The sequence below is a fragment of the Mesorhizobium sp. ORM8.1 genome, from assembly GCF_053005525.2.
On record NZ_CM132600.1, the window covers coordinates 2592432 to 2608096 of the forward strand.

Annotated in this window: 10 protein-coding genes and 1 pseudogene; 6 read left to right on the top strand and 5 right to left on the bottom strand. The window is 57.6% G+C overall.

Annotated elements, in window-relative coordinates; genetic code table 11:
* Nucleotides 1-9: 9 nt before the first annotated feature.
* Entirely contained in the window at nt 10-1914 is a 1905-nt protein-coding gene (locus ACVDG8_RS13285; RefSeq protein ID WP_447255060.1) for an ABC transporter ATP-binding protein, read from the top strand.
* A 743-nt stretch (nt 1915-2657) separates the two neighbouring features.
* On the opposite strand, the gene ACVDG8_RS13290 is transcribed toward ACVDG8_RS13285, so the two are convergent.
* Complete coding sequence (locus ACVDG8_RS13290) at nt 2658-4085, bottom strand: HD domain-containing protein (protein ID WP_447255061.1); 1428 nt, start codon at nt 4083-4085, stop codon at nt 2658-2660.
* A gap of 39 nt (nt 4086-4124) precedes the next feature.
* Nucleotides 4125-5387, bottom strand: a complete 1263-nt coding sequence (locus ACVDG8_RS13295) for a B12-binding domain-containing radical SAM protein (RefSeq protein ID WP_455707746.1) — start codon at nt 5385-5387, stop codon at nt 4125-4127.
* Nucleotides 5388-5577: 190 nt separating this feature from the next.
* Between ACVDG8_RS13295 and tmk the strand changes: the two genes are divergently transcribed.
* The 4 genes from tmk (at nt 5578) to ACVDG8_RS13315 (ending at nt 10799) form a co-directional block, all read left to right on the top strand.
* Entirely contained in the window at nt 5578-6192 is a 615-nt protein-coding gene (gene tmk, locus ACVDG8_RS13300) for a dTMP kinase (RefSeq protein WP_447255063.1), read from the top strand.
* A gap of 213 nt (nt 6193-6405) precedes the next feature.
* The gene (locus tag ACVDG8_RS13305) at nt 6406-7998 is read left to right on the top strand and encodes an ATP-dependent nuclease (RefSeq protein WP_447255064.1); all 1593 of its coding nucleotides are present in this window, start codon (nt 6406-6408) and stop codon (nt 7996-7998) included.
* Entirely contained in the window at nt 7985-9058 is a 1074-nt protein-coding gene (locus ACVDG8_RS13310; RefSeq protein ID WP_447255065.1) for a UvrD-helicase domain-containing protein, read from the top strand. The genes ACVDG8_RS13305 and ACVDG8_RS13310 overlap by 14 nt, the downstream gene beginning before the upstream one ends.
* A 160-nt stretch (nt 9059-9218) precedes the next feature.
* A complete protein-coding gene (locus tag ACVDG8_RS13315; protein WP_447255066.1) occupies nt 9219-10799 on the top strand; it encodes a hypothetical protein in 1581 nt (526 codons plus the stop codon).
* A 93-nt stretch (nt 10800-10892) separates the two neighbouring features.
* On the opposite strand, the gene ACVDG8_RS13320 is transcribed toward ACVDG8_RS13315, so the two are convergent.
* From ACVDG8_RS13320 to ACVDG8_RS13330, 3 genes and pseudogenes are all read right to left on the bottom strand, one after another.
* Nucleotides 10893-12200 carry a DUF5623 domain-containing protein gene (locus ACVDG8_RS13320; protein ID WP_447255067.1) on the bottom strand — a complete coding sequence of 436 codons (1308 nt, stop codon included), beginning with the start codon at nt 12198-12200 and terminating at the stop codon, nt 10893-10895.
* A 370-nt stretch (nt 12201-12570) separates the two neighbouring features.
* The gene (locus ACVDG8_RS13325; protein WP_447255068.1) at nt 12571-12762 is read right to left on the bottom strand and encodes a hypothetical protein; all 192 of its coding nucleotides are present in this window, start codon (nt 12760-12762) and stop codon (nt 12571-12573) included.
* Between the two features lie 33 nt (nt 12763-12795).
* Nucleotides 12796-15041, bottom strand: a pseudogene (locus ACVDG8_RS13330) (heavy metal translocating P-type ATPase).
* A 70-nt stretch (nt 15042-15111) separates the two neighbouring features.
* Between ACVDG8_RS13330 and ACVDG8_RS13335 the strand changes: the two are divergent.
* Nucleotides 15112-15534, top strand: a complete 423-nt coding sequence (locus ACVDG8_RS13335; protein WP_447257330.1) for a MerR family transcriptional regulator — start codon at nt 15112-15114, stop codon at nt 15532-15534.
* The last annotated feature ends 131 nt before the right edge of the window (nt 15535-15665 follow it).

Sequence of the window (15665 nt, forward strand, 5' to 3'; positions counted from 1 at the left end):
GGCGTCCAGATGACCAAGCGGCACGCCAGCCAACTCGAAATCGAACCGGATGATAGCGGCAGACGCCCCCCGCACGCGGTCGTCGGCTCCCATCGCATCGAGGAGGAGATGTTCGGCAGGGCATTCGACAAGAATATCGTTCGCCGTATCTGGGCCTTCGTTCGTCCTTACCGGGCTATGGCCTTCCTTTCGGTTGCAGCATTGCTGACCTTCACCGGCACGCAGCTTCTCGTCCCGCTGATCATCCGCTACGCCATTGACCAGGCTATAACTCCGGATGGCGTTGATGGCTTCGCGCTGCTTGAGGCCGCCGGCGTCTTTGCGCTCGCCATTCTGGTTAATTTCGGCGCGGCCTACGCGCAGGAAACCGTGGTAGGGAAAATGGCTGAGAACGTCCTATTCGACATCCGCCGCGCCATGTTTGCCCATCTGCAGAAGGTATCGCTCTCCTTCATGGACAAGACCGAGGTCGGACGCCTGATGTCTCGCCTCCAAGGCGACGTCAACGCTATCCACGAATTCCTCGAAAATTCAATCTACTCCGTCGGCGACATCGCACTTCTCTTCGGGATCATCTTCGTAATGCTGTCGGTCAACTTTAGCCTCGGCCTTCTGACGCTCTCGGTCTTGCCGGCCCTGTTGATTATTCGCATCGTGTGGCTGCCGCGTGCTCGCGAGGCCTTCATGGCTGCGCAAGAGACCAATTCAGTCGTCAACGGCGCATTGGCCGAAGCGATTCAAGGCGTGCGCACCGTCCAGTCCATGGACCGCCAGTGCATAAACTTCGTATTGTATGACGATAAGGCACATGCCGACCTCAGGACTCACCTGACCGCTGCCAGGTATGCACAGGTCATGGTCCCGATCGTCGATGGCCTCACCGGTCTCGCCATGGCCGTCGTCATTGTGGTCGGCGGCTCCATGATCATGAATGGCCGCGTCGGTGTAGGCGTATTGGTGGCCTACATATTCTATATTCAACGCTTCTTTGATCCAATTCGCTCACTTACCCTGCAGTATTCGGTCATGCAGCGCGCCATGGCCTCCGGCAAGCGCCTGACCGATGTGCTCGACGTCAAGGTCGAAATCCAGGACAAACGGGATGCGATTGTCCTTTCGCCGGAAATTGCCTGCTCAGTCGAGTTCAGGGACGTTACATTCGGCTACGACCCCAAAGAGCCGGTGCTGAAAAATGTCTCCTTCGAGGTCAATCCAGGCGAGACGGTCGCCTTAGTCGGCCCAACCGGCTCTGGCAAATCGAGCGCGATGGCCCTCGTCCACCGCTTCTATGATGTTCAGCAAGGCAAAGTGCTGGTCGGCGGACATGATGTACGCGATCTCACACAGGAATCGCTCGGCAACCAGATCGCCATGGTGCTGCAGGAGCCGTTTCTGTTCACCGGGACGGTTTTCGAGAACATCCGCTACCGCAAGACAGAAGTCACGCGCGAGAAGGTGATCGAGGCCGCCAAGGTGGTCGGAGCGCACGACTTCATCATGAGCCTTTCCAAAGGGTATGAAACTCAACTCGGCGAACGCGGCGGCAATCTTTCTCTCGGCCAGCGCCAGCTTGTCAGTTTCGCCCGCGCTCTCGTCGCCGACGCCAAAATCCTTGTTCTTGACGAGGCCACCGCAAGCATCGACAGCTACACGGAAATGCTGATCCAGAAGGCTCTCAGAAAGCTCCTTGAAGGGCGGACTGCGCTTGTCATCGCTCACCGTCTCGCCACAATCCGAGATGCCGATCGCATCATCGTGCTTCAGAACGGCCAGGTTATTGAGACCGGCAACCACGACAAACTGATCGCTATGGGCGGGCTCTATTCCAAACTCTACAATCTGAACTACTCGTCATTCGACGACATTCCCGAAGAGGAAACCGATCCGACTGGACAAGCCGCCTCTCGTACCTGATGCTCCTTGCGAGCCGTATCTGACCGTCCACTTGTTCAGGGGCACCGGCGAAAGATGCGGACAGTGATAGCGCTAAATCCCGGACGGCCATGGGAAGCTGATCACTACCGGCCAGACCGGAACCGGCAAGCCGTGGCTGGCCGGCGCCTGCGGCTGGCAAGCAGTACGGCTCGATCGTTTCTGCGTGGCCCTGTTCGAGGATTGCACTCGCCCATCTCGATGGACGCTAACCGCTCCTCATCGACAAACTCGCCGCGCGCAACTGGTCGTCCTCGATCGTTTCGGAACCCACTACCTTACCGAGAATCGTCAGGGAACGATATCGCCGCGCCGCCTATGTCCCTGTGGCCAAATGGCATTACCTCATCACACACCCACCGTCGCCGACGACATTCTCAAAGGATCGTGCATAACGCACACCGCACACCGCACGCCCCATGGTGCTCCGGGGGCGACAGAATGCGGAGAGCAAAAAGGCCGCGCCCATAAATCGCCCTAAAACGGCGAAAGCAACCATCCGTTAACGCAAAAGGCATCCAGGACCGTCGCCACCAAACTGCCCGAGATTGGCGAAACACTGTCCGGGAATTTTGCGGAACCTCTGTGCGGTTTTTGCGAAATGCGCATCGATGCCCAATCGGCAGATCACCAATCTGGCCTTCGATCGGGTGGATTGGGAACGGCTCAAGGACTGTCAAACCGCGGCAGCTGGCAAATTTGAAGGACACCTGCATCCCCTCCCATTACTCTTCCTCAGCTGAAAGCTTTTTGGCTATCAAGGTCCTGAGTTCCGTTTCAAGCTTTCGGCCTTGCCCTGCGATGCGATCGTCATAATAAATCCTATGAATATTGAAAGACGCTGCACTGGCCACCACCGGCGAGATGGATGCTATATCCACGATCTTACCGCCGACCTCGACGTTAATCTGCTGAGGGTCTCCTCCGATCATATTCTTCGGTTTGTAAATCGGACGATCGTATGTGTCGTAGTAGCAGCCATCGCTCCACAGCTTCTCGTTCTCGCCGATCTCCTCGCAAACCTCCTGGCAGACGCCGTGCAGCTTGGCCACACGCTCCACGGCTGTAAGCTTCTGAATACGGGTATCCTCGGCGGCGGCCTCATCCGCCATCTTCCAGACGTCATGCATCGGGTAGATCTTCCTTGAGGCGATGCGCCGTGCGATCGCCGCAATAGATTGGTCGCTGGCTCCTTGCAGAAGGTAAAGCGATCCCCAAAAGAGAGTGTCGTCCAACAGCAACGCATTCTCCAGATCATGCGGTCTGTGAAAAAATTGAACGAAAGGATGGTCGGCCGAAATGCCTGCGGCGGCTTCGTCACCAACGGCAACCAGTTCAAACACCCTGCTCATTAATAGCGCGAACATATACTCAAGCCCCCGGGTCTTTTTGTGCAGATAGAGGGTTGGATACAGCTGGAACAGCGTGACCGTGAACTGCTCAAGCGAAATGTAAGCCTTGCTGTTGACGTATAGGAAGCGGCCGTTTTGGCTCTCGCCCGTCTTGAAGTTCCGGATCAGCCAGTCAAGATCGATGCCACCCGATGATACGCCGGCGAAGTAAGGATCGCGCTTGGCATAGTCCAGGCGGTCTGCGTCAAGCTGGCTGGATACGATTGAGGTGTAAATGCATCCCTTCCTCGATTTCGTGATCATGTCCGCTACAAGCTGAGGGAACTCCTCCCCGCCAAGCTTCGTTAACGCTGTCCCCACAGACGACTCTAAGATTATCTTGGGACTGACCTTTTCGTGATCGACGGCATCCTTAAGGCCGACACGCTGTTCGGCCTGCTCCGGATTCCTTGTAAAATAGAATTCCATCGCCTTCTCAAAGGCGTGGCTGAACATGCCATGGCCGACATCATGGAGAAGGGCGGCTGTCAGACATGCCTGACCTTCTAGCGACCAATTGCCTTGCCGTGCCTCTGGCTCGACTACCGACAGCATTCTTTTTGCGACGGAATACACACCGAGGGAATGCGCAAATCGGGAGTGGGTAGCGGAAGGGAAGACATAATCAGAGAAACCTAGCTGCTTGACTCGACGCAGCCGCTGAAAGAACGGATCGGATAGCAGATCCTTAAGGGCATTCTCGGCGTCGCCCTGGAATTCGACAAACCCGTGGATCGGGTCTTTGATCATCTTCGCTGGCATGTTTGTGTGACCCCCTTATTCGCAATATGTGTTTGCCTTCTAAAACTCCGGGTACCCCCACGCATATTCGGAAACTGCGAAGGGGAGACACGCCGGCTCCGATGCCTCGACATCGAAGTCGAAGTTGGCACGACTGTATCCTCGCGGATAATATGAGAAGCTTTTCAGAGCGAAATACGCGTCTGCATCCATGTATCGGCGCGAGAGCTCAAGGCTGACCGCTTCCGCGGCGTCGGCGTCGCAATCCTTGCTCAGATGCATTACGGAAATGCCGGTCTTCGCGGCACTATCCCGATCGACCGGGCGTGCCCCAAGAGCAGCCCAGTTGTCGATGAGGATGCTGGCTGTTTTGGGAGGACCGTATGCGATTACCGGCCCGACCGATATACCCGTGATGGCGGAAGCGTTCTGGTCCAGCCAAGCCCTTGTTTCGCCTAAGGTAGCGGCGGACTCGCCTGCGTATAGCAAGACGTTGACCTTAGCCATAACGCCGTGAGCGCGGCACGCAGCCAGTAGGTCTTCGGCGCTGCGTAGGTAGCGATCCGGCTTGTCGGATTTGTCCATGGCCAATATCTGAGAGGGGGACGCCGTTTCCAATCCCAGATCGATGATCTGCAGTCCGGCCTCGGCCAGCCCCGCCAGTGTGGAGGGTTTCATCACGTCAACTCGTGTCTCTGTTCTCCACCCGATCTTGAGTCCGAGTCGCCTAGTCTCGTCGGCCAGCGCCGCTGCCCATCTCGCAGTCGGCATGAACATGGACGACTGGAGATACGGGTGAATTTCACCACCACCGTACTGCTCCTGCACCCCGGCCAGGGACTTCGCGATGATTGCAGGATGACCAAGTTTCTCGACCGGAATGTCGCGCTCCTCGCAGAACTTGCAGCCCATCCCGCAGCCGCGCGAAGCCTCGACACTCGGTTGATATCTCAAATAACCATCGACCAGCAGATGGTTGAGCGTGAAGCCCGGAGTGGGAACCGCAATACGGTCAAGCACCGGATGTTCAGTTAGCAAATTTTCGATGTATGGTTCGCCTAATCCAGGCGCCAACTCGTCCGCTTCCGGGAGCATGGTCCGGAACCATTCCATGTCTGGCCCCACAACCCATCGTCCACCTACCACGATCCTGCAATCCGGATCCGCCGCTTTCACTAACCGGCAAAATGCCTGAGCCCATGGCAAGGCGTAGAAGCTTGGAATTGACAGCATTAGGGGGTACCGCAATGGAAACCTGCCGGATGCCTGCATCTCAGCAAATACTTCATCTGGCGTCCGGTGCTCTCCATGAACCAGCACCACTTTATGTCCGGCAAGTTGGAGTGTAGTAGCCAGGGACAGGGCGCCATATTGAGATAGAGCTGGCGACGAGCGAGCGGGTGATCCCTCTTCTTGGGAGCAAGCATGCCGGCGGAGACGAACGCTACGACGTCTGAACGATACATGGAAATTCCGCATCGAAGAAGTGGGCAGGCGGGTATAGGGGGAATAGTTGCCGTTTGTAAGTATCGAAGGAATCGATGGCAGTGGAAAAACTCTTCAAGCTGAGCTTTTGGCAGCCTCGCTGAGGGCGCGCAACTTAAATGTTTTGAAGACCAAAGAGCCGGACGGGGGCTGGATAGGCCCTGACGTCCGCTCGATACTTACTGCCGAGCGGCCCTCCCCTCTGTCACCCCAAGAGGAAATGCTGCTCATTTCGGCCGCGCGTTTCAACCACGTCCACGAGGTGATCCGCCCTGCCCTGGTCGCAGGGAACTGGGTCGTGACCGATCGGTTCGTCGACTCGACCTTCGCCTTCCAGGTCTTTCAGACAGGAGTTTCAGAACGGGCATTCGAGGAGATCACTGCTGAGGTCGTCGGCAATACGATGCCCAACTTCACCTTCATTTTGGACATCGACGCCGACACCGCGGTCCGGCGTCGCAATGCTAGGGCGGGAAAGCCGAGCGACGATCCTGCCGAAGCAACGCGCAATTTTGGCCGCATTCGTAATGGATACTTAGAAGTTGCACGACGTGCACCTCAGCGATGCCACATCATCGATGCGACGGCGACTCCCCGTGTTGTGGCAGATCAGATTATGTCGATCATTGATTTGACGGACTAGCGTCGCTGCCGTCCTCGCCGTCTATCTAGCCCACTCTATGGCAACCCTCCTGTTTCTGACCTGGACGAGCATCAATCGTCAGATACTTGGATCGCTAATTGCACTTCAAACCTCACAGAAAGCTGAAAAATCTGGCAATGGCGCCGATTGATCTTGTCAGCAAAGCGGGCCTGGCGGAACACTGTGCTAGAGAAGTGATTCGGGAAACGTCGCATGAATATCACGAAGGTTATCGTCGAAAACTATCGGACACTGCAGAGGGCGACGGTGCCCGTCAATGAACATCTCAACATCATAGTGGGCGACAACGAGTGCGGTAAGAGCACCCTGCTTGAAGCCATCAACCTGTGTCTTACTGGCTTGTTGAACGGCCGGTCGATCATTGCCGAACTGCATCCGTACCTTTTTAACGTTGAGGCGGTTGCCGCCTATATCGCCTCCCTCACGTCAAGTAAGCCACTTTTGCCACCTCAGATTACGATCGAGCTCTATTTCAAGGACGACGCAGCCCTCACACATCTTAAGGGCACCAACAATTCTTTGAATGAGGACGTGCCTGGCCTTCGGCTTACCATCCTGTTTAACGAAGCTTTCAAGCCCGAGTTCGCGGCCTACGTCACTCATATGGCCGATGTCCGGACGTTGCCGGTCGAATACTATCGGGTCGAATGGAACGGCTTCAGCGGCAACCCGGTGACAGCCCGTTCGATTCCCACGAAATGCACCTTCATTGACGCCAGCATCGTGAGGAATACGGCATCGGCCAACAAATATGTCGTCGACATCGTCCGGGATGTGATGAACGCAAAGCAGCAGGCCGAGCTGTCGCTTGCCTACCGGAAGATGAAGAACACGTTCCTCGATGAGCCCAGCGTCAGCAGGATCAACACCGAGCTTGCCAAGCTTAAAGGGCATATCTCTGGCAAGGACATCACCGTATCCCTCGACAACTCGTCGAAGGGTAATTGGGACGCCGGTATCATGCCTCACCTCAATGACATTCCGATCACACTAATCGGCAAGGGTGAGCAGAACAGCGTGAAGATCCGCCTGGCCATGAATTCCAGCGCCGACTCGCACCTGTTCCTGCTCGAGGAGCCAGAGAATCATCTGTCCTTCAGCAATCTCAACGTGCTCATCGACACGATTTCAGAAGCCTATAGAGCACGCCAAATCATCATGTCGACGCACAGCAGCTTTGTCCTTAACAAACTTGGTGTGGAGAACGCGATCCTGTTCAAACGAGGCTTTAACGGCAAACTGTCTGACCTGGAGAAAGCGACCCACCGGTATTTCATGAAACTGCCCGGGCACGACACCTTGCGGCTGATCCTGTCGAAGAAAGCCATCCTGGTAGAAGGTCCGTCCGACGAACTCGTGGTGCAAAAGGCCTATTATAAGCAGCACAAGAAGATGCCGCTGGCCGACGGGGTTGACGTGATCACCGTTAATTCGCTCGCCTTTGCGCGATTCTTGGAAATTGCCCAGATACTGAAATTGGATGTCGCGGTGGTAACCGACAACGACGGAGACGTTGCCGCGCTGAAGAAGAAATACGAGAAGTTCGACGGCATTACCCACATCCGGATTTGCTACGACACCGACACCGGCTTTCCGACCCTCGAGCCGCAGCTGCTGAAGGCAAATGGCCGTGACAAGGTCAACACAGTGCTAGGCACCTCCCATGCGACCGATGATCTGCTGAAAGCCTATATGGCAGGCAATAAGACCGAGTGCGCTCTGCGTTTCTTCGACACAGCGGAGACCTGGACGGTGCCGGGGTATATTGCCAATGCCGTCGAGTAACGTGGTCATCTGCGCCGCAGGTGGCGGCAAGACCATGGAAATTGTGAAGGATGCCTTGGCCAATCCGGGCCAAAGGACGGCAATCCTCACCTACACCGAGAACAATATCACCGGCATCCGTCAGGGCATTGTCGAGCACAATGCGGTGCCGGCCGAGCACATCGAGGTCATCTCATGGTTCACGTTCCTACTTAGAGAATTGGCGCGTCCGTACCAACGCTCCTTGTACGAGACGCGCATCAGCGGCATCCATTGGGTCGCCGGGAAAACCAAGAGTTGGGCGAAGGCCTCACAGATACGCGCATATTACTTCGCATCGAGCGACGACATCCTATCCGACCGGCTCGCCGAATTCGTATGTGCCTGCGATAAGGCTTCTGGCGGAAAGATATTGGAGCGTCTCAAACAGCGCTTCGACCGCATCTATATTGATGAAATCCAGGACATGGCCGGATATGACCTTGAGCTACTCGAGGCTATGATGAAGACTGGCGTCAACTTGACCCTCGTCGGCGACCACCGCCAGCCTACCTTCCGTACCAACTATTCCGGCAAGAACAGCGGCTATGCAGGTTATGCCATCATCAAAAAGTTCCGCGAATGGGAGAAAAGCAAGCTGTGCTCGCTAGACTATCGCCGTGTCAGCTACCGCTGCAACCAGGAAATCACCGACTTCGCGGACGCGCTCTATCCCGCGGAGCCGACAACCACATCCCAAAACAGGATGCGCACAGGCCACGACGGTGTCTTCCATATCCCCGCCAGTGCGGTGGCGGACTACGTCCTGAAATACCAGCCGCAAGTCCTGCGCTATGACAAGCGAAGCCCGTGCGATGGCCACGACGCAATGAATTTCGGCATCTCTAAAGGCTTGACGTTCGAGCGCGTGCTGATCTTCCCAACCAAGAAAATGGCCGCGTGGCTGATAAGTGGCAACGACGCGCATATTGAGGGGAGCCGGGCCAAAACTTACGTAGCAATGACTCGTGCTCGCTACAGCGTCGCCTTCGTCCTTGAAAAGGTTCCGACCCTTGCTGGAATGACCGCCTGGACACCATGATCCGACCCTATCGGACAACGCCACTGTGACAAACCTGCCGAGTGCCACATAAATGCACCAAAATTATCGAGCAAAATCAAAGACGAAACGGCGCACGTGAAAAAGCTGGAGAGCGACATGTAGTCATGTTATTAATTGCGCTGTGTGACATGAGGTGAGTATGGCCGACGCTATTGAGCTGTTTCTGGACCGGTTTGGGCCGAACCTTAGCAGTGCTGTCGCGGATCATCTTGTCACGACATTGAAGGTCGCGCCGGCGGCAGCCAGAAAGCGGGTATCTCGCGCTACGGAAGGGCCGAAACCGGTCGCGAAGAGACTGTCGGGAATCACGTTTCCGCGCAAAGCCCGTTTCTTGTACCTCCAGAAGGATTTTGGATCACCCCGCTACTGGTTGGCGCTTGAAAAGGCCCTGATCGACAACAAATCTGCATTGGGACTGGGGCTTGCCGCATTAATTGAGCGAGGTGGGCTTATTCCCGCCCAACATTTCCGCATCGCGTGCGGATCCCCGCTCAAGCAGCTCAAACACCTATCGCCTGAAACGGTGTTCGACCGCCTCCAGGCGGCTAACCTTATCGAAAAGATTTCGGTCGGCGGCTTGGGCGAGTGCGTCGCACTCGTGCAGGAGCAGGAACACTATGAAACGAAGGCGACTTGGGTACGAGCGAGGCTTATAACCGAATCGCTGCTGCTGACCGCTATCACAGACTGGCTTAAGAAACTCGGGCTCGCGAGCTACGACCGTATCCAGACTAGGGACGGACCGAAGCTGCCCACCGTCGGCACCTTCGCCTGGGACTTGACCGCCCCCTCATATCTAGCGCCGATGCTCAAGTACTCGAAGGACGGTGTGGGAAAGAACGGCTTCATTGCATGCGACGTGCTGTTGGGGGAAACGGTCGATGAGGAGGGCATCAGGCCCTTCATACACAAATGCCAAACACTACGCCGGTTGCGGAAGGTTGGATCCTGTCTGCAGATGTTCGTTGCGAACCGCTACACCAGAGAGGCTTTCCTCGAGGCGAAGCGCGCGGGTATCATCCCGGCGACGCCGACAACTCTTTTTGGGCATGAGGTTGCCGAGGGCCTCGCGCAACTGACACAGGTGCTTATGAAGAGTGCGATGTCAGTCATCGACCCGGATGATTTCGACACCCTCTTCAAAAAATTCGGCAGGATCGAGGGCGCCTCTATCCAGTTACGCGGCGTGCTATTCGAGTTTTTGGCTGCTGATATTGCACGTAAATCCCTGCCCCATTCGGGGATACGAATCAACCAGAAATTCAAGACCGAAAAACGCGAGGCCGAAGCCGATGTCATCGTCATCCGCGACGGCGCCGAAGTCCTGATGATCGAGTGCAAAGGTTACAACCCTTACGCTTATATTCCGGACGATCTGTTCAAGCGGTGGCTCCAGCACAACGTGCCCACATGCTACGCGGCTGCCCGGAAACATCCCGACTGGCAGAACCTGCCCCTGCGGTTCGAATTCTGGGGTACCGGCAAGCTGACGGCAGAATCTCTCGCCCTCTTTGAGCAGGCGAAGGCGACGATCAATCCCAAGCGCTACTCGATTGACCTGAAGCTCGGTCCGGAGATTCACGCGCAGTGCAAGCTGACCAAGGACGCGAGTGTCATCCTGACTGTTGAAAAACATTTTCTGACTGCTGAGCCAGAACCTGAACATGACGTGCCGATTTCCAGCTACCCAGCTGATGCCGCCCAACTTCTTCTTAGCTGAACCACTGGACCGAATATTACCACCTGGCAAACAGGGGCGTGCCCATAGATGGTATCAACGCGAAGGTTGGCAACCTTTCAAGCTGAGCTTCAATTACCTGTCGACTTCATTTCTAATCAGAGATACCGACATCTCGATGCGATGGAGCTGCCGGCGAAGCGGGGCGCAGTCCGAATATGCCCTCTGGAGTTGCGCCTTTAACTCGCCAAGCATCCAGCCGACACCTTCCCGCGATTTCCCCTTTTCAAGGTGGTCTTTGTTGGCGATCGTGTCGCCATAATAAACTTGGAAAAACTCGTGACCGTCCAGTTCTCCTCGACGCCTTTCAAGCTCCATCCAGTCCTCCAAAGTCGAGCGCAAGGGACTTAAGCGATTCCAGACCCCGCCAGACCGATGACGCGAGATCAGCACCGCTTTGATGATGCTTCCTGCCTCGATGTGTCCGGCAACCCCAAGTTCACCGACCGGCCGACGCCGGGTCGAGCCGAGTTGGTAAGAGTAGGGTACGGAAGTGGCGCTGGCACTCGGATAGACCATACCGCGACACCGAGCTCGGCGCAGATCTTGGGTCGTCTTGGCTAACGGGCTCACGAACGTATCCCACGACGGAGACGATTCCCCGGCCCAATTCTCGGCGACCAAAGGGGCCGGCATGGCCTCAATTTTTGCAACAATGGCTTCCACATCATAGCCAGATTTGGCGTCCGTCGCGACGTAGAGATCGCAATCGTAAGGGCTGTACATCCCTGGCCAATCAGTCTTCACGATCTTCCAGCCCGTGCGAGCGGCCCAAGCGGCCCGCTTAATCTCGTCAGGGGCTTTCCCGTAGGGTTCGTCGACTAGAATGAATTGGCCGCTGTTAGGGTCAATCCAAGCGGTGGCATGATCCCTATTTGGCAGCTGGTCCTGGGCTAGGGTTTTAGGGTGAGCTTGGCGAGAACTTCGGGGAGGACGCAACCCAGTGTATTCCATGAAGCGGATCGAACGCTCTGCCGTGCATAGACGCTCACGGGCATACGCTTGCGACGGAGCCAGGGCATCGCAGATAAAATGGTCATCCGCGACCATCCGAAGGTTGCCGAACCCTCGGACCTTCTTAAGGGCATATCTCCCACAGGTTTCCAGAATTGTTCGCGAAAGCTCGATCTTTAGGGTCTCGCGCCCGCTGGCATATTTCTGCTCCTCATCGCACCAATAAATGCTTAGCAGAACATACGGACGTGTAGCCTCCTGCCCTCCTTGGACAAGTAAGCGTTGGGCGTTCCGGAAATTTGAGCAACTTGCTGCCTGAGCCGCAAGATCAAGCGCTATCGCGTGCTTAATGCCGCGCTCCTTGCGCAGTTGCGCAGCGAGACTTTTTACACCTTCGAGCGTCGTAGGACGCACGTCACCAGTCAACATGATCATTCTCCTGGCTTGATCCGTAAGCGTCACTCGCCAACCGCCCTTCAAGCCCGAATGAGTGTTGAAGGTTTGCAGAGGATATGGGCAATGCTGCCAGCAGCTTCGGAACGGCGAGTGCCATGCTCATGCCAAGAGCGAATCGACAATAAGCGAAGAGGTAAACTTGTTCAACCGCGAGGCGTAGGAATCCAATGACTTGTGTAGATACCGGGAGGGCTTACACCTTTCTGGAGCCTTCCTCGCGGTCTTAATGGCGCCGCAACCACCTCGTTACCGGAGTGTTACATATTTCGGTCCCTCAGCCAGAACCGGGAGTATCTCGTCACTCGCTACCAAACTCGGTGCAACGGCTTCTCAGATCAACCGCCTAATCGCCACCCTTGAAGAGGAGGCGGCCATGGTCACGGCATTGATCGCGAAGTCCCTCAGGCAGCAGATAAACCCAGTTGCCAAGCGGGGCAGTCAGCGGCTCACCTAAAAGGGCAATCGCCAGAAATGCCCCGATAAACAGCGCGAACGAATAAGAAGCGCCGGTTCGATGCGAATGGTTATTGCTCATCGAGCCGTCCCAAACAACATAGAAGTCGGCAATCTACACCCCACCTTTCCAGCGCAAAAGCCGCATGGCATTGGCTGTCACCAGCACTGTCGCGCCTGTGTCGGCGAGAATGGCGGGCCACAGGCCGGTAATGCCGAATACCGTGGTCACCAGGAACACCGCCTTCAGCGCCAACGCCATTGTGATGTTCTGCTTGATATTGGCCATGGTCGCCTGGGAGAGTTTTATCATCGCCGCGACATCGCCCACGCGGCCATGCAGCACCGCCGCATCCGCCGTCTCCAGGGCGACATCGGTGCCGCCGCCCATGGCGACGCCGATGTCGGCCGCGGCGAGCGCCGGCGCATCGTTGATGCCGTCGCCGACCTTAGCGACCGTCAGCCCTTGCCGTTTCAACTCCCCTACAATGCGCTGTTTGTCTTCCGGCAGCAGTTCCGAACGCACCTCGATACCGAGTTGCTTGCCGATTGCCGCCGCCGTGCGCTCGTTGTCGCCAGTCAGCATGACAGTCCTGATGCCAACATCAGTCAGCGCCTTGAGGCCGGCCTGCGCGTCCGGCCGAGGCTCATCACGCATGGCGACGAGACCGGCGAGCACGTCGTTGATCAACAGCACTGACACCGACTTGCCCTGGTCGTTGAGTTCGGCGATGCGGGCCGCCTGCTCGACCGGCAGCGCGACCTTCTCGCCTCCAGCGATAGGCGAGCCCAGGAAGACGTTCTTATCGCCAATGCGACCGACGACGCCCTTGCCGCCGAGCGCCTTGGCCTCCGCCGCCGGCGGCACCGGCACGCGATCGGCCTTGGCCTTTCGCAGGATAGCCAAGGCCAGCGGATGGCTCGATCCGGTTTCGAGTGCAGCGGCCAGCGACAGCACCTCTTTTTCGCTGATTCCGATGGCCACGACATCCGTCACCACCGGCTGGCCTTCAGTCAGCGTCCCGGTCTTGTCCCAAGACACGGCGGTGATCTTGCCCAAACCTTCCAGCACCGCGCCGCCTTTCATCAAAAGACCACGCCTGGCGCCGGCCGAGAGCGAGGCGGCGATTGCCGCCGGCACCGATATGACGAGCGCGCAGGGGCAGCCGATGAGCAGCAGCGCCAGGCCTTTGTAGATCCATTCGTTCCAGGCGCCGCCGAAGGCCAGCGGCGGGACGACGGCGACTAGAGTCCCCACGGCGACGACGGCGGGCGTATACCAGCGTGAAAAACGGTCGATGAAGCGTTCCATCGGCGCCTTGCTTTCCTGGGCCTCCTCGACCAGCTTGACGATGCGGGCGATGGTGTTGTCGGACGCCGCAGCCGTGACGGTGATGCGCAACACGCCGTCGCCATTGATGGTGCCGGCGAACACGTCCGCGTCGACGCCCTTGCGCACCGGCACGCTTTCCCCCGACACCGGCGATTCATCGATGACGCTTTCGCCCTCGATGATCTTGCCGTCGGCAGGAATGCGATCGCCCGGCCGCACCAGAATGACGGCACCAACTCCAAGGGCTTCGGCCGGAACTTCGCGCGTGGCGCCATTCTCCTCCAGGAATGCCGTCTTGGGCACCAGCGTGGTCAGCGCCTGGATGCTGGAGCGCGCCTTGCCGGCGGCCACGCCTTCCAGCAACTCGCCGACGAGGAACAGGAAGACCACGGTGGCGGCTTCCTCGCCGGCACCGATGATGACGGCACCGATCGCCGCAATGATCATCAGCATTTCGATGGTGAAGGGAATGCCGGCAAGTGCGGCCATCACAGCTCGCCTTGCAATCGGCACCAGTCCGATCAGCATGGCGGCAATGAAGGCCAGAGGCCGGTGGCCGGCCAGAAATAGTGAACCGCAAAAGCTGCGGCCAATGCGCCGCCGCTGGCGATGCTCAGCTGGCCTTTGGCGCTGTTCCACCACCGCCCCGCGGCGAGCGTGTGGTCGTGGCCATTCAGGCCCTCCACGTCGTGGTGGTCATCTTTGTCTGTGCCGGCATGGTGGTGGCCGGCATGGTCGTGGCCAGCGTGGTCATGGCCGCCTTTGGTGCCGTGCCCGGCCGGCTTGGCATTCTTTGCCGCTTCGTTCGCAAGCTGAGCCACAGAATAGCCGAGGCCGGTCACCTTCCTTTCGATCGCGGCGAGGTCGGTTTGGGCAGAGTGCCTGACGGTCATGGTGCCCGCCGTGACCGAGACGTTCACATCCTGGACGCCATGCATGCGACGCACGGCGCTATCGATTTTCGTCGCGCAACCGGCACAATCCATGCCTTCAACGCGATAACGGGTTTGTGGGGCGGTTGCAGCCATCGTCTCACTCCTTGAACCATTCCAGAGGCACGCTACATTCTCTAGCGAGTAGAGGAGCAAGCGAAAAATGATGCGCGGTGTCCCGATTGGCGAAGCGGCACGACAGAGCGGCGTGAAAGTGCCGACCATCCGCTACTATGAGCAGATCGGCCTGCTGCCCGCGCCGAACCGCAGCGAAGGCAATCGACGGCACTATGAAACCAGCGATTTGCGCCGGCTGGCGTTTATTCGCCATTCACGCGAGTTGGGGTTCGGCATCGAAGCCATCCGCACCCTGGTGACGTTGCAGGATAATCCCGGCCAGCCCTGCGCCACGGCCGACACCATAGCCCAGGCGCGGCTGGCCGACGTCGTTCAGCGCATACGCAGCCTCACGGCATTGAAGGCCGAACTGGAACTCATGGTCGAAGGCTGCCGGCACGGGAAGGTCGGCGAATGCCGGGTGATTGAGGTGCTGGCCGACCACAGCCAATGCGAACACGCCCGGCACTGACTGGACCCGATCTCGAACGATCTAATCATTCGTGAGCCGCCGTTCCGCCACTATCCATGTCATGAGGCGCGACTGCACGGCGAGGTGATGGTTTTGACCACGGCTAAGCCACCGAACTGAAGTGTGGCTTG